This window comes from Kribbella sp. NPDC048837 (assembly GCF_055586945.1).
Genome location: NZ_JBVJHF010000006.1, coordinates 443623 through 466778, shown reverse-complemented (window position 1 = coordinate 466778; position 23156 = coordinate 443623). Strand labels below are relative to the sequence as shown.

Sequence of the window (23156 nt, the reverse complement as noted above, 5' to 3'; positions counted from 1 at the left end):
GAGAGCGTTGGTCGCCGAGGCGACCGCTCTGTTGCGGGATGCCGGGGTTGCGTCGCCTGACTTCGATGCCGCGGAGTTGCTCGCTTTCGTCACGGGGTCGAGCCGCCTGCACCTGGCCGATCCCACGGACGAGCAGAAGCAGCAGTACGACGTACTGATCGCCCGCCGGGCCGCCCGTGAACCGCTGCAGCACCTGACCGGTACGGCGGCCTTCCGCTACCGGGAGCTCGCCGTGGGACCCGGTGTGTTCGTGCCGAGGCCGGAGACCGAGGTGATGGTCGGCTGGATCCTCGACCGCCTGAAGGACGTGAAGGACCCGCTCGTCGTGGACCTGTGCACAGGCTCGGGCGCGATCGCCGGCGCCATCGCGACCGAGCGCCCGGACAGCGTCGTACACGCCGTCGAGCTGTCACCGGAGGCCTGCGTCTGGGCCCGCCGCAACCTGGCCGGCACCGGCGCGATCCTGCACGAGGGCGACATCGACGGCTGCCTCCCGGAACTCGACGGCACGGTGGACGCGGTGATCTCGAACCCGCCGTACATCCCTTTGACTGCATGGGAATCCGTCACCACCGAGGTCCGCGACCACGACCCCGCCCTGGCCCTCTGGTCCGGCGACGACGGCCTCGACGAGATCAAGGTCGTCGCCACCACAGCAGCCCGCCTCCTCAAGCCCGGCGCCTGGTTCGCCTGCGAACACGCCGACGTCCAGGGCGAATCCGCCCCCGCCGTCTTCACCGCCACCGCCCTCTTCGCCGAGGTCCGCGACCAACTGGACCTCGCCGGCCGCAACCGCTTCGCCACCGGCCGAAGGATCTGACTACTCGTAGACGACGAACTCCGGGCGGGGTTTGAGCGACATCACCTGGGCAGGGGTCATCAGCGGGCCGTGGCGGGTGTCTTCTACGTAGAAGAGCTTGAAGCCCGCGTGGACGCTCGGGGGCAGGGTTGTGGTGAGTTTGGTCCAGGTCTTCAGTTTGTCGACTCGGGCTCCGATGCCGTCGACGGACTTGATGGTGACGACGCCCGGATGTTTCTTCAACGCCTGCTCGTTGCTGACGATCCGCGTCGACAACTGGTGGAAGACGAACACCTTCTCCGGCAGGTCGCCGGCCCGCACGAGCCCGGACAGGTACGTCGCGATGCTGTCGAGCTCCGCGCCCGTGGTGTGGCCGAAGACCCGCCCGGGGACCTGACTCGGCCCGACCGCCCACTCGGGATCGAACGCGAGACCCACGTCCGGCTCTTTCAGCCACCGCTCCAGCCGCTTCACCTCGGGCAGGATCTTGGCCCGGCCCGGCTGGATGTCCAGCAGCAACAGCATCTTGTGCTTGCGGGCCACCGCCAGGTACTCCTCGATCGCCGAGTCCGGCAGCCGCCCGCGGTACATCCCGTCCTTGCCCCGGGATCCCTTCGCGACGACGGCGATCAGCTCGAGCACCGGGAGCGGCGTCCGTCCGGCCGCGTAGGCCTTCGACAGCTTCTCCAGCTTCGCCGCGTTGGCGTCGAGATTCTTGTCCAGCGGCCCCAGCGCGGGGGACCCGGGCATACCGACGTAACCGACCAGTTGGTACTTCGGGAAGATCACCCGCCCCCCGCGCGGCAGCTCACCATCGGCCGGCGGGGGAGGCGGGGTCGGGACCGAAGGGCTGCGGCTGGCCGTCGTGGCCGGTGCGGGCGCCGGGCCCGCTGGAGCCGGTACGTCGCTGCAGGCCGCCACGCCCAGCAGGACAGCGGCGAGAACCCCACAGACTTTCCGCACCGGTCCACGGTACGGCCTAGCCCACGTACGCGCCGATCTCGGCCAGCAGGTCGTTCTTCACCGAGTCCTCGGCGAACGACACCCGGACGGCGGTCTTGGCCAGCTCCGCCACCCCGGCCTCGTCGAGCTCCAGCAGTTCCGCGGCGACGGCGTACTCGTTGGTGAGGTCGGTGCCGAACATCGGCGGGTCGTCGGAGTTGATCGTGACGACGAGACCGGCGTCGGCCATCGCGCGCAGCGGGTGCACGTCGTACGACGCGACCGCGCGGGTGGCGATGTTCGACGTCGGGCTGACCTCGAGCGGGATCCGGTGCTCACCCAGGTAGTCGACCAGAGCCGGGTCCTGCATCGTCGACGTACCGTGGCCGATCCGCTCGGCCTTCAGCACCCGCACCGCGTCCCAGATCGTCTCCGGCCCGGTGGTCTCGCCCGCGTGCGGCACGCTGTGCAGCCCGGCAGCGATCGCGGCCTCGAAGTGCGGCCCGAACTGCGGTCGCGGTACGCCGATCTCCGGCCCGCCGAGGCCGAACCCGACCAGGCCCTCCGGCCGGATCTTGGTCGCGATCCGCAACGTCTCCTCGGCGGCCGGGAGCCCGGCCTCACCGGCGATGTCGAAGATCCACCGCAGCGTGATGCCGAACTCCTTCTCGGCCGCCACCCGGGCGTCCTCGATCGCCTCGCAGTACGCCTCGGCCGCGATCCCGCGCTGCACCGAGGTGTACGGCGTACAGGTCAGCTCGGCGTACCGGAGGTTCTGCGCGGCCATGTCGCGGGCGACCTCGTAGGTCAGCAGCCGGACGTCCTCGGGCGTCTTGATCAGGTCGACGACGGTCAGGTAGACCTCGATGAACTTGGCGAAGTCGGTGAACTCGAAGTACTCCGCCAGCTGCTCCGGGTCGGCCGGCACCGGCGACCCGGGGTGCCGGGCGGCGAGCTTGGCGACGATCCGCGGCGAGGCGGATCCGACGTGGTGGACATGCAACTCGGCCTTCGGCAATCCGGTGAGGAACTCACGCGACACAGTCATGACCGGGATCCTAAGGAATCCTCTGCCGGGTCGGCTGGAAAGCTCACAATCATTTGTCAGGAACGGCTGGGATGCGGCCCGGTTCGTGTCCGGGCCCGCGTGAGTGGCACGATTCACTCCGTGAGTGAGCGCTTCGATTTCACCGGCGACGAGCTGGCACCGGCCTACCGCGCGGCCGTGGACGCCATCGAGGCCGGCGACCTGGTCGTCCTGCCGACCGACACCGTGTACGGGATCGCCGCGGACGCCTTCAAGGCCGACGCGGTCCAGCGGCTGCTGGACGCCAAGGGCCGCGGGCGGGACATGCCGCCGCCGGTGCTGATCTCGGTGGTCGAGTCGCTGGACGCGCTCGCCACCGACATCCCGGACGCCGGCCGCAAGCTCTGCCAGGAGTTCTGGCCCGGGCCGCTGACGGTGATCTGCCACGCCCAGACGTCGCTGATGTGGGACCTGGGGGAGACCCAGGGGACCGTCGCGCTGCGGGTGCCCGATCACGAGAACACCCGCGAACTGCTGTCCCGGACCGGGCCGCTCGCGGTCAGCTCGGCGAACAAGTCCGGCCGGCCGGCGGCGCTGGACGTGTACGACGCCGAGGAGCAGCTGCAGGACACGGTCGCGGTGTACCTCGACGGCGGCGCGGTGACCGGCGGCGAGCCGTCCACCATCGTCGACATCACCGGAGACACCCCCAAGGTCGTCCGCCTGGGAGCCCTCTCCCTGGAGCAACTCCGCGCGGTCGTGCCCGAGGTCGCGTCGGATGACGACAAGCCCGCCGAAGAGCCAACCGAAGACAAGCCGGCCGAAGAGCCAACCGAAGACAAGCCGGCCGAAGAGCCAACCGGAGAAAAGCCGGTCGAAGACGAGCCAACCGAAGATGCGGTCGAGGCGTCCAACGGAACGGATGACGAGAAGCCGACCGATCCCGATGTGAGGCCTGCGGACTAGTGCGCGAGTACCTGCTGGTCCTGTTCGTGGCGATGGCCACGACCTTCCTGCTGACCGGCGTGGCCCGGCAGATCGCGCTGCGGTACGGCGCGGTCGCGAAGGTCCGGGCCCGGGACGTGCACAAGGTCCCGATCCCGTACTTCGGCGGCCTCTCGATCCTCGGCGGCCTGATCGCCGCCTTCGCGGTGGCCTCCGCGCTCCCGTTCCTCGGTGACAGCCTGCAGGTCGCCCACGACGCCCGGGCGATCCTGATCGGCGGCGTGGTGATCTGCGCGGTCGGCGTGGTCGACGACCTGTACGAGCTGGACGCGATCACCAAGCTGGCCGGGGAAGTCCTGGCCGTCGGCGTGATGGTTGTCCAGGGCATCCAGTTGTACTGGCTCCCGCTGCCCGGTGGCGTGGTTTCGCCGTCACCCGCCCAGCTGGCCGTGCTGACCGCGGGCATCCTGCTGGTGTCCTGCAACGCGGTGAACTTCGTCGACGGCCTGGACGGCCTGGCCGCCGGCGTCACAGCGATTGGCGCGCTCGCGTTCTTCACCTACTCGTACCTGCTGAACGTCGAGCAGAACCTCGACCGCGCGACGACCTCGACCCTGATCACGGTCGCCCTGGCCGGTGCCTGTCTCGGCTTCCTGCCGCACAACTTCTTCCCTGCCAGGGTTTTCATGGGTGACTCCGGCGCCCTGCTGATCGGCCTGATGCTGGCCGCGTCGACGATCAGCCTCACCGGCCAGATGGACCCGAACGCGGTCCCGTACGAGGTCGGCGGCTCCAGCCTGCTCCCGGCGCTGCTGCCGCTGGTGCTCCCGATCGCCGTACTCGCGATCCCCGCACTGGACCTGACCATGGCGTACGTGCGCCGGACCAAGGCCGGCCGTTCCCCGTTCGCGGCGGACAAGCTGCACCTGCACCACCGGCTGATGCAGCGCGGCCACTCGCACCGCCGGGCGGTCCTGCTGATGTACCTCTGGACGGCCCTGATCGCGTACGGCGTGGTCGTTCTCGGCCTGGTCCTGTTCTGGTGGACGGCCCTGATCGTGCTGGCCGTCACGGTCACCGCGATCCTGCTCACCACCGGTTTGCCGCGCCGATCCCGGAAACCGCTCGCCAAGGTCTGATCGCGAACTGGTAGGGACCAGACCACTGATCGGTGTGGCCTACCGATAGTGTGTGCCTGTACAGCGGCAGGGGCCTGGTTTTGCTGACCGTGCAGACTTTGTGCTAGTTTTCACAAGCACCAGCAAAGAACAGTGACACCCCTGACCCCGCCCACCCGACGACCTGGCCGCGAGACCTGGTCGCCAGCAGGACGGAACCACCAGATGGCTCCTTCGGCTCACAGCCCGAAAGTCGCCGGCCAGGCCACCAGGCACCCGGCGCTGGCGATGTTGCGTGGCGCTTTGGTCGCCGCCCTCGTCGTCGGCGTCAACGCGGCCGCCGTTTCCGCCGTCGCGGCCGGTCTCCCCGGCCTGTGGGGAGCGTTGCTCGGTCTGCTGATGGTGATCGTCTTCTCCGGCATCGGCCTGGTCGCGCTGCACCTGTCCCGCAAGACCTCCCCGACCATGCAGCTCGCCGTCGCGATGGCGTCGTACACCGGCCGGATCGCGATCTTCGGCGGCCTGCTCGCGCTCGCGCTCAGCTCGGACAGCCTGGCCCGGCACGTGAATCTGACCGTGCTCGGCCTGGTCGCCATGGTCGTCGTGATGGCCTGGATGGCCGGTGAGATCTGGGCCTGGTCGCGGCTGCGGGTGCCGATCTACGACCTCGACAACGAGGTGACGGCATGAGCACCCTGGGTAACGTTTTCCCCACTGTGGCAGAGGTTACGGGTCCCGATGTGACCGGTCCTGTCCACTCCTGGTACGTTTCGGGTGCCAATGAGCGAGCACGAGGATCCGAAGCCATCACCCCCGAATGCGGGCGACGGCTGGCGGGTCCTGTCCTACTTGATCGGCGGTGTCGTGGTGTACGGCGGCATCGGGTTCGGGTTGGATCGCCTGCTCGGCACCCAGTTCTTACTCCCGGTGGGCATCGTCCTCGGTGCCGGGCTCACCGTTCTGTTGCTGCACTTCCGGTACGGAAAGTCCTGATCCCTTCGGGGTCTGGCGCGATCCGCACCGGGTCTGACGTTGTTGACCGCCATGCCCTGAGCCGCCCTGCCCTTAGCCACAAGGCGTCCGACTTGAGCACGACGCGAGAGGAGACCCGGTGACCGCCGGCGTTCCGACCGAGTTCATCGCACCCGGTCCCCAGAGCTTCGACACCCCGCCCATCATCGACGGCGTGGAGTGGTTCACCAAGCCCGTGCTGGTGTCCGCACTGACCGTCGTCGTCATCCTGTGGTTCTTCTGGGGTGCGTCCCGCAAGGCCGCCGTTGTCCCGAGCCGGCTGCAGTTCGCCGGCGAGCTCGGGTACAACTTCGTCCGCAACTCGATCGCCCGCGACGCGATCGGCAGCCAGGAATACATGAAGTACGTGCCGTACCTGACCGGCCTGTTCTTCTTCATCCTGCTGAACAACGTCGCGGCCACCATCCCGCTGGTCCAGTTCCCGACCTTCAGCCACATCGGCTGGGCGTACAGCGCCGCGATCATGAGCTGGGTCATCTACAACGCGGTCGGCATCAGGAAGCACGGGCCCTGGGGCTACTTCAAGCACCAGACCATGCCGGCCGGTGTGCCGTGGTGGCTGATGCCGCTGATGATCCCGATCGAGTTCATCTCGAACATCCTGGTCCGGCCGATCTCGCTGAGCCTGCGGTTGTTCGCGAACATGTTCGCCGGCCACATCCTGCTGCTGGTGTTCGTCCTCGGTGGTGAGTACCTGGTCTTCGAGACCGGCAGCATCGCTCTCGCCGGAGTCGGCATCGTCACCTGGCTGATGGGCATCGCGATCGCCGGACTGGAGCTGTTCGTCCAGTGCATCCAGGCCTACATCTTCGTCGTGCTGACCGCGCAGTACATCGGCAGCGCCATCGCCGACGACCACTGATCCGCACCACCCACCCAGACCCGTAGTAACGGAAACCCGGATAGCCCCTATCCGTACCGAAAGGAAACACCTGAGATGGCTCTCGAGATTGCCGGCAACATCGCAGTCCTCGGCTACGGCCTGGCCGCGATCGGCCCGGGCGTCGGCGTCGGTCTGATCTTCGCCGCTGTGATCAACGGCACCGCGCGGCAGCCGGAGGCCCAGAGCAAGCTGCAGTCGATCGCCTGGATCGGCTTCGGTGTCACCGAGGTGCTGGCGATCATCGGTATCGCGCTCGCCTTCGTCTTCCGTACCTGAGCTAGTTCCTCCGACTGACAGGATTCAGACATGACGACGTTGGTGCTGCCGCTCACGGAAGCGGCCGGTGAGGCCGCGAACCCGCTGCTCCCGCACACTGCCGAGATCATCTTCGCCTTCGTTTTCCTGATCCTGCTGGCCTACGGCTTCGCCAAGTACGTCGTCCCCCGGTTCGAGAAGGCATATGCCGACCGGACCGCGGCGATCGAAGGCGGGATGGACGAGGCCAAGCGGGCCCAGGCCGAGGCGAAGGCGGCGTTGGAGAAGTACAACGCGCAGCTGGCCGAGGCCCGGCAGGAGGCTGCGAAGATCCGCGAGGACGCCCGCGAGCAGGGTGCCCAGATCATGGCGGAGATGCGAGAGCAGGCGAACGCCGAGGCCGAGCGGATCGTCACGCACGCGCGGACCCAGATCGACGCGGAGCGGGCCCAGGCGGTCGCTTCGCTGCGCAGTGAGGTCGGCACCATGGCGACCACGCTGGCCGGCCGGATCGTCGGTGAGTCGCTCGAGGACGAGGCGCGGCAGCGTCGCACCGTCGAGCGCTTCCTGGCCGACCTCGAGGCGTCGGAGTCCGCCCGGCAGGCCGTCGGAACGGACGGCTGATGCGCGGCGCGTCGAACGAGTCACTCGCCCGGGCCGCGGAGGCCCTGGCGGGTGTCACCGTGACCGAGGGGCTGGGCGCCGAGCTGTTCTCGGTCGCCAAGTTGCTCGACGGCAGCGGCGCGCTCCGGCGCGCACTGACCGATCCGTCCCGGCCCCGCGATGCCCGTGTCTCGCTGGTCCAGCAGCTGTTCGGCGGCAAGATCTCCACCCAGGCGCAGGAGATCCTGACGACCGCCGTGGCCGGCCGCTGGGTCGGCGGCCGTGACCTCGGGAACGCGCTCGACCAGCTCAGCGTGCAGGCCGAGGTGGCGTACGCCGACGGCCGCCGCAAGCTGGACGACGTCGAGGACGAACTGTTCCGGCTCGACCGGATCGTCGCGGCGGAGCGGGGACTGAGCGACAAGCTCAGCGACCGCAACATCCCGCTCGCGGCCCGGCAGGAGCTGCTCGCCGGACTGCTGCAGGGCAAGGCCGACGCCGTCACGGTGCGGCTGGCCGAGCGTGCGGTGGACGGCCGGGGCCGCAGCTTCGCGGCCTCGATGCGGACGTACCAGGTCGCCGCGGCGGCCCGCCGCAACGCCAGCATCGCGACCGTGCGGGTGGCCACCGACCTGACCGAGGCCGAGCGCGCCCGGCTCGCCACGGCGCTGGGACAGCAGTACGGCCGGGACATCCAGCTGAACGTCATCGTCGACCCGAACGTGGTCGGCGGCGTCCGGGTGGACATCGGCGACGAAGTGATCGACGGAACCATCGCGGCCAGGCTCGACGAAGCGCAACGGCGCATCGCGGGCTGAACGCCCCTTAACGACATAAGCGGCGCTAAGGGTCGGGAAAGCCTTTAGAGCCACAACAGGCCAGCAAGGTCAAGGAAGCAGGAAACACAATGGCTGAGCTCACGATCAGGCCGGAGGAGATCCGGGACGCCCTGGATCGGTTCGTCACCGACTACCAGCCGGAGCAGGCGAGCCGGGAAGAGGTCGGCACCGTCATCGACGCGGGTGACGGCATCGCGCACGTCGAGGGCCTGCCCTCGGCGATGACCAACGAGCTGCTCGAGTTCGAGGACGGCACCCGCGGCATCGCGCTGAACCTGGACACCCGCGACATCGGTGTCGTCGTGCTCGGTGAGTTCGACGGGATCGACGAGGGCCAGCAGGTCCGCCGTACCGGCACGGTCCTTTCGGTCCCGGTCGGCGAGGGCTACCTCGGCCGCGTGGTCGACCCGCTCGGCAAGCCGATCGACGGCCTGGGCGAGATCAAGGACCTCGAGGGCACCCGCGCGCTGGAGCTGCAGGCGGCCGGCGTGATGGACCGCCAGGAGGTCCGCGAGCCGCTGCAGACCGGCATCAAGGCGATCGACGGGATGATCCCGATCGGCCGCGGCCAGCGCGAGCTGATCATCGGCGACCGCAAGACCGGCAAGACGGCGATCGCGGTCGACACGATCATCAACCAGAAGGCCAACTGGGACTCCGGCGACCCGAAGAAGCAGGTCCGCTGCATCTACGTCGCGGTCGGCCAGAAGGGCTCGACGATCGCCGCCGTCCGCGGCGCGCTCGAAGAGGCCGGCGCGATGGAGTACACCACCATCGTCGCCTCCCCGGCGTCCGACCCGGCCGGCTTCAAGTACGTCGCGCCGTACACCGGCTCGGCCATCGGCCAGCACTGGATGTACCAGGGCAAGCACGTGCTGATCGTCTTCGACGACCTGACCAAGCAGGCCGAGGCGTACCGCGCGATGTCGCTGCTGCTGCGCCGCCCGCCGGGCCGCGAGGCGTACCCGGGTGACGTCTTCTACCTGCACAGCCGGCTGCTCGAGCGCTGCGCGAAGCTGTCCAACGAGCTCGGCGGCGGCTCGATGACCGGTCTGCCGATCATCGAGACCAAGGCCAACGACGTGTCGGCGTTCATCCCGACCAACGTCATCTCGATCACCGACGGCCAGATCTTCCTGCAGTCCGACCTGTTCAACGCCAACATCCGCCCGGCCATCGACGTCGGTATCTCGGTCTCCCGGGTCGGCGGCGCCGCGCAGGTCAAGGGCATGAAGAACGTGTCCGGCTCGCTGAAGATCGACCTGGCCCAGTTCCGCGCGATGGAGGCGTTCGCGATGTTCGCGTCCGACCTCGACGCCACCTCCCGTCGCCAGCTCGACCGGGGTCAGCGGCTGGTCCAGCTGCTCCGTCAGCCGCAGTACTCGCCGTACCCGGTGGAGGAGCAGATCGTCTCGATCTGGTCCGGCACCAAGGGCAAGTTCGACGACGTCCCGGTGGACGACGTCCTGCGCTTCGAGCGGGACTTCCTGGACTACCTGCGGCGGGAGAGCAAGGTGCTCGACGCGATCCGTGAGTCGGGGCTGTTCGGCGACGACGAGGCGCAGGCCGTGACCGAGGCGCTGGACGCGTTCAAGCCGACGTTCCAGACCTCCGAGGGCACGCTGCTCGGCACCGAGGCCGAGGCCGAGGCGATGGACGAGGGCGACGTCGAGCAGGAGCAGATCGTCCGGCAGAAGCGGGGCTGATCGACCGTGCCAGCCAATCTGCGGGAGCTCCGCGATCGCAAGGCCTCGGTCTCGACGATCAAGAAGCTCACCCGGGCGATGGAGCTCATCGCGGCGTCCCGGATCGTCAAGGCGCAGCAGCGCGCCCAGGCGGCCGGTCCGTACGCGCGTGAGCTCACCCGTGCCGTGTCGGCGGTGGCGACGTTCTCGAACGTCGACCACCCGCTGACCACCGAGAAGGCGAACCCGCGGCGGGCCGCCGTCCTGCTGATCACCTCCGACCGCGGTCAGGCCGGGGCGTACTCGTCCAACGTGATCCGCGAGGGGGAGCGGCTGAACAAGCTGCTCCGCGAGGACGAGAAGGAGATCGTCCCGTACCTGAGCGGCCGCAAGGGCATCGCGTACTACACCTTCCGCCAGCGCGAGGTCGCGCAGACGTGGGCCGGTGACTCCGACAACCCGAGCTTCGCCCGGGCCCGGGAGATCGCCGACGCGCTGATCGAGGCCTTCCTGACCCCGACCGAGGAGGGCGGCGTGGACGAGATCCACATCGTCTTCACCCGGTTCGTGTCGATGCTGACCCAGCGGCCGGACGTGATCCGGCTGCTGCCGCTGGAGGTCGTCGAGGGCGAGGAGGCGCCGGCGCCGGACGACGTACTGCCGCTGTACGAGTTCGAGCCGTCCGCCGAAGAGGTGCTCGACGGGCTGCTGCCGAAGTACGTCGCCAGCCGGATCCACTACTGCATGCTGCAGGCGGCGGCCTCCGAGCTGGCCAACCGGCAGCGGGCGATGAAGTCCGCGACGGACAATGCGCAGGACCTGATCGAGAAGCTGACGCGGGACCTGAACCAGGCCCGCCAGGCCCAAATTACCCAGGAAATCAGCGAGATCGTCGGTGGCGCCAGCGCGCTGGCCGACGCGAGCGCCGGGAGCGAGTGAGAGAGATGACTGCCACGGTTACCGAGAAGAACAACGAGGCCGGCGCGGCTGCCGTCGGTCGCGTCGCCCGGGTGATCGGCCCGGTCGTCGACGTCGAGTTCCCCGCGGACGAGATGCCCGACATGTACAACGCGCTCGAGGTGGACATCACCCTGGGCGACACCACCCAGACGATCACCCTCGAGGTCGCGCTGCACGTCGGCGACAACATCGTCCGGGCGATCTCGATGAAGCCGACCGACGGTCTGGTCCGCGGCACCGAGGTGCGCGACACCGGCGCCGCGATCTCCGTCCCGGTCGGCGACGTCACCAAGGGCCGGGTCTGGTCCGTGACCGGCAAGTGCCTGAACCAGGACGAGTCCGAGTTCCAGATCACCGAGCGCTGGCCGATCCACCGCAAGGCGCCGGCGTTCGACCAGCTCGAGTCGAAGACCGAGATGCTGGAGACCGGCATCAAGGTGCTCGACCTGCTCACGCCGTACGTCCAGGGCGGCAAGATCGGCCTGTTCGGCGGTGCGGGTGTCGGCAAGACCGTGCTGATCCAGGAGATGATCTACCGGATCGCCCACAACTTCGGTGGTACGTCGGTGTTCGCCGGCGTGGGCGAGCGGACCCGTGAGGGCAACGACCTGATCAACGAGATGGAAGAGGCCGGCGTCTTCAAGGACACCGCGCTGGTCTTCGGTCAGATGGACGAGCCGCCGGGCACGCGCCTGCGGGTCGCGCTGTCGGCGCTGACGATGGCGGAGTACTTCCGCGACGTCAAGGAGCAGGACGTGCTGCTCTTCATCGACAACATCTTCCGGTTCACCCAGGCCGGTTCCGAGGTCTCCACGCTGCTCGGCCGGATGCCGTCGGCCGTTGGTTACCAGCCGAACCTGGCCGACGAGATGGGCGTGCTGCAGGAGCGGATCACCTCGACCCGGGGTCACTCGATCACCTCGATGCAGGCGATCTACGTGCCGGCCGACGACTACACCGACCCGGCGCCGGCGACCACCTTCGCCCACCTCGACGCGACCACCGAGCTCTCCCGCGACATCGCGTCGCGTGGTCTGTACCCGGCCGTCGACCCGCTGACCTCCACGTCGCGGATCCTCGACCCGCAGTACATCGGCCAGGAGCACTACGACGTGGCCGTCCGGGTGAAGCAGATCCTGCAGAAGAACAAGGAACTGCAGGACATCATCGCCATCCTGGGTGTGGACGAGCTCTCGGAAGAGGACAAGATCACCGTCGCGCGGGCGCGCCGGATCGAGCAGTTCCTCTCCCAGAACACCTACATGGCGGAGAAGTTCACCAACATCCCGGGCTCCACGGTGCCGCTGAAGGACACCATCGAGTCCTTCAAGAAGATCACCGAAGGCGAGTGCGACCACATCGCCGAGCAGGCGTTCTTCAACGTTGGTTCGCTCGAGGACGTCGAGCGCAAGTGGGCCGAGCTGCAGAAGGAAAACTGACATGGCCGACGACGCTGCCAAGCACCTCGAGGTCGCGCTGGTCGCGGCCGAGCGGACGGTGTGGCAGGGCCAGGCCAAGATCGTCATCGCCCGGACCACGGACGGTGACGTCGGGATTCTGCCCGGCCACGCGCCGCTGCTGGGCCTGCTGCAGGGTGGCACCGTCCAGGTGCGGACCGTCGACGACGAGTTCTTCGTCGCGGCCGCGCCGGACGGCTTCATCTCGGTGGCCAACGACCGGGTCTCGATCCTGGCCGAGAACGCCGAGATGGGTCACGACATCGACCTCGAGGAGGCCCGTCGCGAGCTCGAGCAAGCGCTCGCGGCCGGCACCGCGAGCGAGGCCGACGCGGACGAAGTGCGACTCGCCGAGGCTCGGGTGAGGGCCGCCGAGAAGACGGCCTAGCCCCACCTGCCATAATTGAACATCGTCACTGACAGTACGGTTCTCCGGCGGTGCCCGGGGCGTTACCGAACTCGGGCACCGGGAAATGGGGTCGGCAAGGTATGAGGGTAGTCCTCGATGTCGTCGGGGTCTGTCTGCTTGCCGCCGTACTGCTGATCATTCTCTTCGCGTTCCGCCGTCGCTGGTTGTCCAGGGACGGCGGAACGTTTGATTGCAGCCTGCAACTGGCCCAGAAGGAGCACGGCCGCGGCTGGGCCCTCGGCCTGGCGCGGTACGTCGGCGACGACCTGCAATGGTTTCGGGTCTTCAGCCTCGCCTGGTGGCCGAAACTCGTCGTGAACCGCCGCCAGCTGGAAAGCATCAGCACCCGCCGCCCGATGGGCAACGAGCCCCTGGTCACCTACGCCGGCCACGTCATCGTCGACGCCGACCTCCGCGACCGCACCGTCCACTTCGCCATGACCGAAGAAGCCCTCACCGGCGTCCTGGCCTGGATGGAATCCGCACCCCCCAGCACCCAGACGTATCTCTAGACCGTCTCGGTCTTGACATGCGCTCGTAACGTTCGTAGGTTCCTGCGCATACGTAAGAGCAGATCCCAACTAGGTCATATATGAGCGCTCATACGTATGAACAAGCAGCCGCTCTAAATCTGGGGTGAGAGATATGCGCAGTCGATGGCGGGTCCTGGCAGTGGTCGGAGCGGTGCTGCTGGCCGGGTGTTCGGGCCCTGCGGCGACCAAGGCGGGTGGCGGCGCTGGTGACGCGGCCATCGTGTACGGGAAGACGGACGGCGGGACCACGTTCGTCCGGAACTACAACGTGCTCGGCCCGGCGACCGACAAGGCGCCCAACATGGAGCTGGTGTACGAGCCGCTGATGCGGGTCGACTACGGCGCCGGCGGAGTGGTGAAGCCGTGGCTGGCCGAGAGCTGGGCGTTCAGTGAGGCCGGCAAGCTGCTGACCATCAAGCTGCGGAAGGACGTCACCTTCTCGGACGGGCAGAAGTTCACCGCCGACGACGTGGTCTACTCGCTCGGCCTGCCGATCGAGAAGCCGGACTTCAGCATCGCCGGGATCACCTACAAGTCGGTGGCCAAGGTCGACGACAGCACGGTGACGGTGCGGTTCGCGGAGCCGTCGTACGCGACGCTGAACCAGTTCGCGAACATCCTGTTGCCGATGGTGCCCAAGCACATCTGGGCGAGCCAGAACCTGAACACCTGGACGAATCCCGAGCCCGTCGGCACCGGCCCGTTCACGCTGGCCGAGTTCAAGCCGCAGCAGATCACGCTCAAGGCGCGCACCGACTACTGGGGCGGGAAGCTGCCGATGAGCACCTACAAGATCATTCCGACCAGCGCGGACGCGCTCAAGGCCCAGCTGCTCAAGGGCGATGTCGACTGGTCGTCCGCGAGCTGGCCGAACGGCGAGAAGGAGTACGTCGCCAAGGACCCCGACAAGCACCTCTACCAGCTGTACTCCAACGGCGGCGCGATGTCCGTCCTCTTCAACACCGCCAAGGCACCGTTCGACGACGTCCACGTACGGCGTGCGCTCGCCCTCACCATCGACCGGACGGCGGTCGTGACGACGCTGCAACGCCCGGGCACCGAGGCCGGGCCGACCGGGCTCTCCGACCAGCTGTTCGCCGACTGGCTCGACCCGGCGTACAAGGGCAAGGTGCAGAAGGTCGACGCGACCGCGGCCAAGGCCGAGCTGGCGGCCGGTGGCTGGACCGTCGACCAGGGCGCGCTGGTCAAGGACGGCAAGCGCTACCAGCCGTCGATCCTGTTCAACGCCGACTGGGGCTGGGGCAACTACGCCGACATCCTGATCAACACCTGGAAGCAGACCCTCGGCCTGCAGGTGAAGGGCGCCGGCCAGCCGAGCGCCGGGTACTACGACAAGCAGAACCTGGGCCAGTTCGATCTGGCCGCCGCGTCCACCGGCGGATCCGGCGTGTACGGCGTCTACCGGTTCCTCAGCAGCTCCTTCAAGGTCCCGGTGGGCAAGTCGGCCACGCTGAACCAGGGCCGCTGGGCCGACCCGCAGACCGACACGATCATCGCCGCGATGCAGCGCACCGACGACGTCGACCAGCTCAAGACCCTGGGCCGGCAGCTGCAGAAGATCGTCGTGGACAAGGTGCCGTTCAGCCCGATCTACAACAACTTCTACTTCGTCGACATCAACGCGACCCGCTGGACCGGCTGGCCGACGCCGGACGACTTCGACCACATCCCGTTCGTCGGCATGGGGCCGGACACGATCCTCACCCTGCTCGGCCTGCAGCGCCGGGGGAGCTGACGATGCGATGGGCGTTCCCGGTCCGGCGGCTGGGGTTCTACCTGGCCGCCGCGGCCGCCGCGATCGGCCTGAACTTCCTGCTCCCGCGGCTGATGCCCGGCGACCCCTCGTCCGCGATCGTCGAGGAGCTCGAACGGGTCAGCGGCCAGCAGGTCCCCGCCGAGACGCTGATGTCGATCCGCGCGATCTTCGGCAACCCGTCCGACAACCTGGCCCACCAGTTCGCCGACTACCTCCGCCAGCTCGCGCACGGTGACCTCGGCGTCTCGGTGGTCAACTTCCCGGTCCCGGTCGCCGACCTGGTCTGGCAGGCCCTGCCCTGGACGCTGCTCCTCGTCGGCACCACGACGATCACGGCGTTCGCGATCGGTACCCTGCTCGGGGTCGTGGCGGGCTGGAAGGCCGGCAGCCGGTTCGACGCGATCCTGACCCCGTTCACCACCTTCCTGTCCAGCGTCCCGTACTTCTGGGTCGCGCTCCTCGCCCTCTGGGTCTTCGGCTTCGTCCTCGGCTGGACGCCGCTGTCCGGCGGGTACGACGCCGACCTGCCGCAAGGCTTCAGCTTCGCGTACGCCGTCAGCGTGCTGCACCACGGTGTGTTGCCCGCAGCAACCATCGTGTTCTCCGCCTTCGGGGGCTGGCTGCTCGGCATGCGCAACATGACGGTCACCACAGTTCGTGAGGACTACGTCCTGCTCGCCCAGGCGAAGGGGCTGTCGCCGCGACGCGTGATGTTCCGGTACGCCGCCCGCAACGCGATGCTGCCCAGCTTCACCGGCTTCGCGATGGCACTCGGCGGTGTTGTCGGCGGCGCACTGCTGACCGAGATCGTCTTCAGCTACCCGGGTATCGGCTACCTGCTGTACGAGGCGTTGCAGAAGCGGGACTACCCGATGATGCAAGGCGTCTTCCTGCTGATCACGCTGGCCGTCCTGCTGGCCAACCTGGTCGCCGACCTGGCCTATGTCCTGCTCGATCCGCGGATCCGGGCGAAGGGGTGATCATGCTCTCCAGCTGGAAGGTTCGCTTCGGCCTGTCGGTGCTGGTCTTCTTCGTGCTGCTCGCGCTGTTCGGGCCGCTGCTGCCACTGGATCCGCGCGCGAACGACATCTCCGCCATCTCGCAGCCACCCAGTGCCGATCACCTCTTCGGCACCACCCAGTTCGGTCAGGACGTCCTCGCGCAGACGATCGCCGGCGCCCGCGGGTCGATGCTCGTCGGTCTCCTCGCGGCCGCGATCGGCACCCTGATCGCGATCGTCGTCGGGGTTCCCGCCGGGTACTTCGGCGGCGCGGTCGACAACGGACTGAACTTCCTCACCAACCTGTTCCTGGTGATGCCGGTGCTGCCGCTGATCCTGATCGTCGCCGGGTACGTCCAGGGCACCGGTCCGTGGGTGATCGCGCTGATCATCGGCCTGTTCGGCTGGTCGGGCGGCGCGCGGACGCTGCGGGCGCAGTCGCTCAGCCTGAGCAGTCGCGACTTCGTGCTGGCGATGAAGATGGTCGGCGAACCGCACCGGCGGCTGATCTTCTGCGAGATCCTGCCGCACCTGACCGGCTGGATCTCGGCGATGTTCCTGCACGGCATGATCGGCGGCGTGATGGCCGAGGCCGGTCTGGCGTTCCTCGGGATCTCCGACTCGGGCTCGATCAGCTGGGGCACGATGATCCAGTCCGCTCAGCAGCAGAGCGCCGTACTGCGGGGTTTGTGGTGGTGGTTCGTACCACCCGGGTTGTGTATCGCGCTGATCGGTACGGCGGCGACCCTGGTGAACTTCGGGGTCGACGAGCTGTCCAACCCCAAACTCCGGATGGCTCGCCGGTCGGTCGTCGTCCGTACCCGGAAGGTGGTGGAGGCATGACAATCACGGAGGTGTCCACGCGGACGGCGGTCCTGTCCGTCGCGGGACTGACCGTCGACTACGTGACCGGTGACCAGCCGGTCCGGGCGTGCGACGATGTCTCGTTCGAGCTCCGGCGGGGCGAGATCCTCGGCGTCGCGGGGGAGTCCGGCTCGGGCAAGTCGACCCTCATCACCGCATTGACCCGGCTCCAGCGTCCGCCGGCGGTGACCACGGCGGGCAGTATCCGGTTCGAGTCGCGGGACGGCGACTCGGTCGACCTCGTCGGCCTGACTCCGGCCGAGTTGCGGGCGCTGCGGTGGACCTCGCTGGCGATCGTCCTGCAGAGTGCGATGGACGCGCTCAATCCGGTGATGCGGGTCGGCGCGCAGTTCGTCGACGTACTGCGCGAACACGACAGGCACCTGAGCCGCAAAGATGCCTGGACCCGTGCCGCCGAGCTGCTCGCCATGGTCGGGATCTCCGCCGATCGTGTCCGCAGCTACCCGCACGAACTGTCCGGCGGGATGCGGCAGCGGGCGAGTATCGCGCTCGCACTCGCCTGCGGTCCGGAGCTCGTGGTGATGGACGAGCCGACCACGGCCGTCGACGTGGTGATGCAGCGCCAGATCCTGGCCCAGGTACTGCGGCTTCGTCGCGAACTCGGATTCGCCGTCGTCTTCGTCACCCACGACCTGTCCCTCCTGCTCGAGCTGGCCGATCGGATCGCGATCATGTACGCGGGCCGGATCGTCGAGATCGGTACGGCGGAGTCGCTCTACACCAAGCCCCGCCACCCCTACACCCGCGGCCTCCGTGACTCCTTCCCTCCGCTCCGGTCACCGATCACCCGCCTGACCGGCATCCCCGGCACCCCACCGGACCTGCGCAACCCACCACCGGGCTGCCCGTTCCATCCGCGCTGCGCCGACCGCTTCGACGGTTGCGACGAGCAACAACCCGCCCTACTGACCATCGAGGACCACGCCGTCGCCTGCCGGCTCTACCCGTCGGGAGAAGATCGAGCATGAGCCAACCTGTGCTCGAGGCCTGTGGGGTCTCGAAACATTTTCCGGCCGGCCAGGGTGTGGTCCGGGCGGTCGAGGATGCGACGCTGGCGTTGCGGCCCGGGCGGATCGTTGCGCTGGTCGGGGAGAGCGGGAGCGGCAAGACCACGCTGGCCCGGCTGCTCGCCCGGTTCTACGCGCCGACGGAGGGCGAGATCCGCCTGCAGGGTAAGACCGTCCGGGGCAAGCCCCGCGCGTACTACAGCGACGTCCAGCTGATCTTCCAGGACCCGTTCGGTTCGCTGAACCCGTTGCACCGCGTCCGGTACAACCTGGAGCGGGCGGTCAAACTGCATCACGCCGTACGGTCGAAGGACGAGCTGGAACGGCGGGTCGTGGAGCTGCTGGAGCGGGTCAGTCTGTCGCCCGCGGAGCAATTCATCGACAAGTTCCCTCACGAGCTGTCGGGTGGGCAGCGGCAGCGCGTGGTGATCGCGCGGGCGCTGGCGGTCGAGCCGAAGGTGCTGCTGGGGGACGAGCCGATCTCGATGCTGGACGTGTCGATCCGGCTGGAGATGCTCAACCTGCTGGACCGGTTGCGGACCGAGGACGGCCTGGCGCTGCTCTACATCACCCACGACATCGCCAGCGCCCGCTACCTGTGCGATGACATCGTGGTGATGTACGCCGGCCGGATGGTCGAAGGCGGTCCGAAGGAGGACGTGATCGCCAGGCCGCTGCACCCGTACACACAGCTGCTGATCGACTCGTCGCCCGATCCCGAACGCGAGCGCACCGACCGGGACGCGTTGTTCGGCGCCGAGGATCTCGGTGAGCCGCCGAGCCTGATCGATCCACCCGCCGGCTGCCGGTTCCACCCGCGCTGCCCGTTCGCGATGGACGTCTGCCGCACCGAAGCGCCGCCCCGGACCGAACTACCCACTGGGCAGTGGACCCACTGCTGGTTGCAGGAGAAACGATGAAAGCGCCACGACAGTCCGACGTCGCCCGGCTCGCCGGGGTCTCCCAGTCCGCGGTGTCGCGGGTGGTCAGCGGGGACATCGACCGGATTCCGGAGGAGACGCAGCAGCGGATCCGGGCCGCCGTCAAGGAGCTCGGCTACGTCCCGAACGCGGCCGCGCGGAACCTGCGGAACAAGAGCAACCGCCTGCTCGGCGTCCACACCTTCGAGGCCGTCTTCCCGCACGCCCGCGAGGACTTCTACTTCGAGTTCCTGCTCGGCATCGAGGAGCGCGCCGAGGAGATCGGGTACGACCTGGTCCTGTTCACCTCGACCGGGACGAGCGACGGCCGCCGCCGGATCTACCGCGACGGCACCAACCGGCTCAACCTCGCCGACGGCAGCGTGCTGCTCGGCGCCGCGACCGACCGCGAGGAGCTGGCCCGGCTGTGGCACGACGGATATCTGTTCGTCCACATCGGCCGTCGTGAGGTCGCCGGCGCGGAGATCCCGTGCATCATCCCGGACTACGTGTCGGCCGCCGATCAGCTCGTGACCTCCTTGGCCGAGCGCGGTCACCGCCACCTGGCCTACCTGCGCTCGGGGATCGAGCAGGAGGCGTACGCCGATCGCCGTACGGGCTACCGCAACGCCGTCGAGCGGCTCGGCCTGCAGGACCGCTCACCCGGTTTCCACGGTGAGCCGGAGCTGACCGAGGAGTGGCTCGACGAACTCGCGTCCGGACCGGAGACCGCGGTGGTCGCCGAGAACATCGGGCTGGCCGAGCACCTGCGGACCGGGCTGGCCGCGCGCGGGCTGAGCATCCCGGCGGACGTCTCGGTCGCGGTGCTGGAGGGATCCGGCGACGAGCCCGGGCACCGCTGGGACTGCCTGGTGATCCCGCGCAAGGAGATCGGCCGGATCGCGATCGACGCGCTGGTGACCCGGGTCGAGAACCCGCACGAACCACCGGTCAGCCAACTGGTGCCCTGTGATCTGGTGGCCGGCGAAACCGTCGCCGAACCCCGCTGACGAAGGAGCAAACGCGTGGAACTCACGACGGACGTGCTGGTGGTCGGGGGCGGCCTGGGAGGTGTCGCGGCCGCCTTGACCGCGGTGCGGCTGGGACGGCGCGTCGTCCTCACCGAGCCGACGGACTGGCTCGGCGGCCAGCTGACCAGCCAGGCGGTGCCACCCGACGAGCACCCCTGGATCGAGGAGTACGCCGCCCCCGGGTACGCCGACCTCCGCCGGCGGATCCGGGACTACTACCGGCGCAACTACCCGCTCCGCCCCGAGGTGGCTGCCGATCCGTTGCTCGACCCCGGCCGCGGCGTCGTCAGCCGGTTCTGCCACGAGCCGCGGGTGGCGGCCGCTGTGCTGGCGGAGATGCTCGCACCGTGGCAGGCTTCCGGCCGACTCAGTGTGTATCTCGAGCACGAGCCGGTCTCGGCGCACGCCGCGGGCGACCAGATCGAAGCGGTGACCGTCAGGGATCTGCGCGACGGCACCGAGCTGACCGTGTCTGCCAGCTATGTCGTCGACGCGACCGAGCTCGGCGACCTGCTGGAGCTGGCCGGCGTCGAGCATGTGATCGGCGCCGAGAGCCGTGCCACGACCGGTGAGCTGCACGCCCCTGAGGTCGCGGATCCGCTGGACCAGCAGGCCTTCTCGTGGTGCTTCGCACTGGAGCACCGGCCGGGCGAGGACCACACCATCGACCGGCCGGCGGGGTACGCGCACTGGCGTGACCACGTCGCACCGTTCTGGCCGGGACCGCAGTTGTCCTGGGAGGACGTCGTACCGGTCACGCTGGAGCGGCGGGAGTGGCGGTTGTTCGAGGCGAACCCGGAGCACCGTGCGCCGTTCTCGCTCTGGCGCTACCGGCAGATCCTTGCCAGCAGCAACTTCGTCGACGGCGTGATCCCGGATGTCACCGTGGTCAACTGGCCGCAGCTCGACTACTGGGAGCGCCCGTTGATCGGTTGGGACGACCCCGCCGCCGCGCTGGCCGCGAGCCGGGACCTGTCGCTGTCCTTCCTGTACTGGATGCAGACCGAGGCCGGCTACCCCGGTCTGCGGTTGCGGCCCGACGTCACCGGGACGGCGGACGGTCTGGCGAAGACGCCGTACATCCGGGAGTCGCGGCGGATCCAGGCCGAGTTCACCGTGCTCGAGCAGCACGTCGGGGTGGAGGCGCGACCGGACGGGGCCGGGAGCGAGGTGTTCGCCGACACCGTCGGCCTCGGGCGCTACCGGATCGATCTGCATCCGAGCACGGCCGGGCGGAGCTATGTCGACATCGAGGCGTATCCCTTCCAGATCCCGCTGGGTGCGCTGATCCCGGTCCGCGTCGACAACCTGCTGCCCGCGAACAAGAACATCGGCACCACCCACATCACCAACGGCTGCTACCGCCTGCACCCGGTCGAATGGAGCATCGGCGAGGCCGTCGGCGCACTCGCCGGCTTCTGCCTCACCGAGGCCCTCACGCCCCGCAAGGTTCGCAACGATCCCACTCACCTCGCCGACTACCAGCGCCTACTGACGTCCGGCCTCGGCGCGAAGCTGGCCTGGCCGGAGGAGATCCGCACCCACCGCGACTGAATGGAGAAACGCTGTGCTCAGGAGATCCGCCCTAGCCCTGTGCTCCGCAATCTTGTTGTCTGCGGCAACCCTGGTGAATGCCGCCGCCCAGACCACCGCACTCCCGGCCCTCCACACCGACGGCAACCACATCGAGAACAGCGCCGGGACGAACGTCACCCTCAAGGGTGTCTCCGTCATCGCCCCCGAGCAGAACGACGTCTGCACCGACTGCAACAACAAGCCGATCGACGACCTGATCGACATGACCGTGTCGAACGGCTGGAACTCCAAGGTTCTCCGGCTCCTGGTCACCGAGGCCATCGGCAAGGACCTGAACGCGTACGACGCCACCTACATCAAGCCGTACGTCGACCACGCGGTGGCCAAGGGCCTCTACGTGATCATCGACCTGCATCTGGTCCGCAACTACGGGGACGCGGCCGGCGCCGTACCGCAGTCGGACGTGAAGGGGTTCTGGGACTTCATCGCCCCGCGCTACGCGAACAACCCGAACGTGCTGTTCGAGGTGTTCAACGAGCCGATCGCGCCGGACAACTGGGCGACCTGGAAGGCGTACATCCAGCCGGTGGTGACCTCGATCCGGTCGGTCGCGTCCAACGTGATCCTGATGGGAAGCCCGTCCTGGAGCACCCGGCTGAACGGCGCGCTGACCGACCCGATTGCCGGCGGCAACATTGCGTACGTCTACCACCTCTATCCGAACCAGGGCCCGGCGACCGCGACCAACCTCGACCCGAAGTTCGGCAACGCCGCGGCGACACTGCCGGTCGTACTGACCGAGTTCGGCTGGGATCCGTCGCCGTCGGCGAACACGGTGACGGCGGGTACGACGTCCGGCTGGGGGCTGCCCTTGCGGCAGTACCTGGACGCGCGCCCGCAGATCGGCTGGCTCGGCTGGATCTTCGACAACTTCTGGGCGCCGGTGATGTTCGACAAGAACTGGAACCTGCTCAGCGGCGAGTACCAGGGCGCCTTCGTCCGGGACTGGCTGGCCGGTGCGCCCGCGGTCTCGCCGTGCTCGGATCACCTGGCCCGGGGCGCCACCGTCACCGTGTCCTCGACGTACGACGCCTCGTCCGGCGCGGCGAAGGCGGTTGACGGGTCATGCACCGACAGCGGACGCTGGATGTCCGCCGTGGGGGACACGGCGCCGGTCCTCACGCTGGATCTGGGCACGTACAAGGAGGTGAACCAGGTCGACGTCTACAGCGGGTACGGGTTCCCGAACGTTGCCACCGGCACCGTTCTGACCGCGTTCGGGGTCGAGGCCCACACCGCGGCCGGCTGGGTCCAGCTCGGCAGTGTCACCGGCAACACCCGATCCCTCGTCTCCGTCCCCGGCCCGTCCGCCACCGTCGACCAGCTCCGCCTGACCATCACCGATCCGTCCAGCACCACCCCCGACATCGCCCGCGTCTACGAGGTCGCCGCCCACTAAGACCTGGAGGACCCGTGAACCGCTCCCGATCAGCTGGTCTGGTGGCTTGCCTTG

Annotated in this window: 24 protein-coding genes; 22 read left to right on the top strand and 2 right to left on the bottom strand. The window is 68.5% G+C overall.

The window, feature by feature from the left end; all coding sequences use genetic code 11:
* The first annotated feature begins 7 nt into the window (after positions 1 to 7).
* Positions 8 to 820, top strand: coding sequence for a peptide chain release factor N(5)-glutamine methyltransferase (gene prmC / locus ACZ6O0_RS28755; protein ID WP_465768109.1), 813 nt, complete (start codon positions 8 to 10; stop codon positions 818 to 820).
* Here prmC and ACZ6O0_RS28750 read toward each other — a convergent pair whose 3' ends face one another.
* Positions 821 to 1762, bottom strand: coding sequence for a hypothetical protein (locus tag ACZ6O0_RS28750; RefSeq protein WP_465768108.1), 942 nt, complete (start codon positions 1760 to 1762; stop codon positions 821 to 823).
* A 16-nt stretch (positions 1763 to 1778) separates the two neighbouring features.
* Complete coding sequence (locus tag ACZ6O0_RS28745; RefSeq protein WP_465768107.1) at positions 1779 to 2789, bottom strand: adenosine deaminase; 1011 nt, start codon at positions 2787 to 2789, stop codon at positions 1779 to 1781.
* A 120-nt stretch (positions 2790 to 2909) separates the two neighbouring features.
* On the opposite strand from ACZ6O0_RS28745, the gene ACZ6O0_RS28740 reads away from it, so the two are divergent.
* The 21 genes from ACZ6O0_RS28740 to ACZ6O0_RS28640 all read left to right on the top strand — a co-directional run bounded on the left by ACZ6O0_RS28740 (position 2910) and on the right by ACZ6O0_RS28640 (position 23102).
* Positions 2910 to 3734: an L-threonylcarbamoyladenylate synthase gene (locus ACZ6O0_RS28740; RefSeq protein WP_465768106.1), complete on the top strand. Its 825-nt coding sequence runs from the start codon at positions 2910 to 2912 to the stop codon at positions 3732 to 3734.
* Positions 3734 to 4852, top strand: coding sequence for a glycosyltransferase family 4 protein (locus tag ACZ6O0_RS28735; protein ID WP_465768105.1), 1119 nt, complete (start codon positions 3734 to 3736; stop codon positions 4850 to 4852). Before ACZ6O0_RS28740 ends, ACZ6O0_RS28735 begins: the two co-directional genes overlap by 1 nt.
* 204 nt (positions 4853 to 5056) lie before the next feature.
* Positions 5057 to 5521 (top strand): hypothetical protein, encoded by a 465-nt coding sequence (locus ACZ6O0_RS28730; protein WP_465768104.1) that lies wholly within the window; start codon positions 5057 to 5059, stop codon positions 5519 to 5521.
* Positions 5522 to 5611: 90 nt separating this feature from the next.
* Positions 5612 to 5824, top strand: a complete 213-nt coding sequence (locus ACZ6O0_RS28725; protein WP_465768103.1) for an AtpZ/AtpI family protein — start codon at positions 5612 to 5614, stop codon at positions 5822 to 5824.
* A 118-nt stretch (positions 5825 to 5942) separates the two neighbouring features.
* Positions 5943 to 6725, top strand: coding sequence for a F0F1 ATP synthase subunit A (gene atpB, locus ACZ6O0_RS28720; protein ID WP_465768102.1), 783 nt, complete (start codon positions 5943 to 5945; stop codon positions 6723 to 6725).
* Between the two features lie 75 nt (positions 6726 to 6800).
* Positions 6801 to 7022: an ATP synthase F0 subunit C gene (gene atpE, locus ACZ6O0_RS28715; RefSeq protein ID WP_328519104.1), complete on the top strand. Its 222-nt coding sequence runs from the start codon at positions 6801 to 6803 to the stop codon at positions 7020 to 7022.
* Between the two features lie 30 nt (positions 7023 to 7052).
* Positions 7053 to 7625, top strand: coding sequence for a F0F1 ATP synthase subunit B (locus ACZ6O0_RS28710; protein WP_465768101.1), 573 nt, complete (start codon positions 7053 to 7055; stop codon positions 7623 to 7625).
* A complete protein-coding gene (locus tag ACZ6O0_RS28705; RefSeq protein WP_465768100.1) occupies positions 7625 to 8422 on the top strand; it encodes a F0F1 ATP synthase subunit delta in 798 nt (265 codons plus the stop codon). Before ACZ6O0_RS28710 ends, ACZ6O0_RS28705 begins: the two co-directional genes overlap by 1 nt.
* Positions 8423 to 8511: 89 nt before the next feature.
* The gene (atpA, locus tag ACZ6O0_RS28700; protein WP_465768099.1) at positions 8512 to 10149 is read left to right on the top strand and encodes a F0F1 ATP synthase subunit alpha; all 1638 of its coding nucleotides are present in this window, start codon (positions 8512 to 8514) and stop codon (positions 10147 to 10149) included.
* A gap of 6 nt (positions 10150 to 10155) precedes the next feature.
* The gene (locus tag ACZ6O0_RS28695; protein ID WP_465768098.1) at positions 10156 to 11067 is read left to right on the top strand and encodes a F0F1 ATP synthase subunit gamma; all 912 of its coding nucleotides are present in this window, start codon (positions 10156 to 10158) and stop codon (positions 11065 to 11067) included.
* Between the two features lie 5 nt (positions 11068 to 11072).
* On the top strand, positions 11073 to 12527 hold the full coding sequence (atpD, locus tag ACZ6O0_RS28690; protein WP_465768097.1) for a F0F1 ATP synthase subunit beta: 1455 nt from the start codon (positions 11073 to 11075) through the stop codon (positions 12525 to 12527).
* Between the two features lies 1 nt (position 12528).
* Complete coding sequence (locus ACZ6O0_RS28685) at positions 12529 to 12933, top strand: F0F1 ATP synthase subunit epsilon (RefSeq protein ID WP_465768096.1); 405 nt, start codon at positions 12529 to 12531, stop codon at positions 12931 to 12933.
* Between the two features lie 101 nt (positions 12934 to 13034).
* Positions 13035 to 13466 carry a DUF2550 domain-containing protein gene (locus tag ACZ6O0_RS28680; RefSeq protein WP_465768095.1) on the top strand — a complete coding sequence of 144 codons (432 nt, stop codon included), beginning with the start codon at positions 13035 to 13037 and terminating at the stop codon, positions 13464 to 13466.
* Positions 13467 to 13599: 133 nt separating this feature from the next.
* Positions 13600 to 15243, top strand: a complete 1644-nt coding sequence (locus ACZ6O0_RS28675; protein WP_465768094.1) for an ABC transporter substrate-binding protein — start codon at positions 13600 to 13602, stop codon at positions 15241 to 15243.
* Positions 15244 to 15245: 2 nt separating this feature from the next.
* The gene (locus ACZ6O0_RS28670) at positions 15246 to 16244 is read left to right on the top strand and encodes an ABC transporter permease (protein ID WP_465768093.1); all 999 of its coding nucleotides are present in this window, start codon (positions 15246 to 15248) and stop codon (positions 16242 to 16244) included.
* Between the two features lie 2 nt (positions 16245 to 16246).
* Positions 16247 to 17107, top strand: coding sequence for an ABC transporter permease (locus tag ACZ6O0_RS28665; protein WP_465768092.1), 861 nt, complete (start codon positions 16247 to 16249; stop codon positions 17105 to 17107).
* Positions 17104 to 18117: an ABC transporter ATP-binding protein gene (locus ACZ6O0_RS28660; RefSeq protein ID WP_465768091.1), complete on the top strand. Its 1014-nt coding sequence runs from the start codon at positions 17104 to 17106 to the stop codon at positions 18115 to 18117. The genes ACZ6O0_RS28665 and ACZ6O0_RS28660 overlap by 4 nt, the downstream gene beginning before the upstream one ends.
* Positions 18114 to 19076 carry an ABC transporter ATP-binding protein gene (locus tag ACZ6O0_RS28655; protein WP_465768090.1) on the top strand — a complete coding sequence of 321 codons (963 nt, stop codon included), beginning with the start codon at positions 18114 to 18116 and terminating at the stop codon, positions 19074 to 19076. The genes ACZ6O0_RS28660 and ACZ6O0_RS28655 overlap by 4 nt, the downstream gene beginning before the upstream one ends.
* Positions 19073 to 20086 carry a LacI family DNA-binding transcriptional regulator gene (locus ACZ6O0_RS28650; RefSeq protein ID WP_465768089.1) on the top strand — a complete coding sequence of 338 codons (1014 nt, stop codon included), beginning with the start codon at positions 19073 to 19075 and terminating at the stop codon, positions 20084 to 20086. Before ACZ6O0_RS28655 ends, ACZ6O0_RS28650 begins: the two co-directional genes overlap by 4 nt.
* A 15-nt stretch (positions 20087 to 20101) precedes the next feature.
* Entirely contained in the window at positions 20102 to 21661 is a 1560-nt protein-coding gene (locus tag ACZ6O0_RS28645) for an FAD-dependent oxidoreductase (protein WP_465768088.1), read from the top strand.
* Positions 21662 to 21716: 55 nt separating this feature from the next.
* Positions 21717 to 23102, top strand: a complete 1386-nt coding sequence (locus tag ACZ6O0_RS28640) for a cellulase family glycosylhydrolase (RefSeq protein ID WP_465768087.1) — start codon at positions 21717 to 21719, stop codon at positions 23100 to 23102.
* The last annotated feature ends 54 nt before the right edge of the window (positions 23103 to 23156 follow it).

Coding starts and splice junctions, on each gene's coding strand:
- atpD (WP_465768097.1), top strand. CDS start 11,073: ATGACTGCCACGGTTACCGAGAAGAACAACGAGGCCGGCGCGGCTGCC.
- ACZ6O0_RS28675 (WP_465768094.1), top strand. CDS start 13,600: ATGCGCAGTCGATGGCGGGTCCTGGCAGTGGTCGGAGCGGTGCTGCTG.
- atpE (WP_328519104.1), top strand. CDS start 6,801: ATGGCTCTCGAGATTGCCGGCAACATCGCAGTCCTCGGCTACGGCCTG.
- ACZ6O0_RS28680 (WP_465768095.1), top strand. CDS start 13,035: ATGAGGGTAGTCCTCGATGTCGTCGGGGTCTGTCTGCTTGCCGCCGTA.
- ACZ6O0_RS28710 (WP_465768101.1), top strand. CDS start 7,053: ATGACGACGTTGGTGCTGCCGCTCACGGAAGCGGCCGGTGAGGCCGCG.
- ACZ6O0_RS28670 (WP_465768093.1), top strand. CDS start 15,246: ATGCGATGGGCGTTCCCGGTCCGGCGGCTGGGGTTCTACCTGGCCGCC.
- ACZ6O0_RS28705 (WP_465768100.1), top strand. CDS start 7,625: ATGCGCGGCGCGTCGAACGAGTCACTCGCCCGGGCCGCGGAGGCCCTG.
- ACZ6O0_RS28665 (WP_465768092.1), top strand. CDS start 16,247: ATGCTCTCCAGCTGGAAGGTTCGCTTCGGCCTGTCGGTGCTGGTCTTC.
- ACZ6O0_RS28685 (WP_465768096.1), top strand. CDS start 12,529: ATGGCCGACGACGCTGCCAAGCACCTCGAGGTCGCGCTGGTCGCGGCC.
- ACZ6O0_RS28730 (WP_465768104.1), top strand. CDS start 5,057: ATGGCTCCTTCGGCTCACAGCCCGAAAGTCGCCGGCCAGGCCACCAGG.
- atpA (WP_465768099.1), top strand. CDS start 8,512: ATGGCTGAGCTCACGATCAGGCCGGAGGAGATCCGGGACGCCCTGGAT.
- ACZ6O0_RS28725 (WP_465768103.1), top strand. CDS start 5,612: ATGAGCGAGCACGAGGATCCGAAGCCATCACCCCCGAATGCGGGCGAC.
- ACZ6O0_RS28655 (WP_465768090.1), top strand. CDS start 18,114: ATGAGCCAACCTGTGCTCGAGGCCTGTGGGGTCTCGAAACATTTTCCG.
- ACZ6O0_RS28745 (WP_465768107.1), bottom strand. CDS start 2,789: ATGACTGTGTCGCGTGAGTTCCTCACCGGATTGCCGAAGGCCGAGTTG.
- ACZ6O0_RS28650 (WP_465768089.1), top strand. CDS start 19,073: ATGAAAGCGCCACGACAGTCCGACGTCGCCCGGCTCGCCGGGGTCTCC.
- ACZ6O0_RS28660 (WP_465768091.1), top strand. CDS start 17,104: ATGACAATCACGGAGGTGTCCACGCGGACGGCGGTCCTGTCCGTCGCG.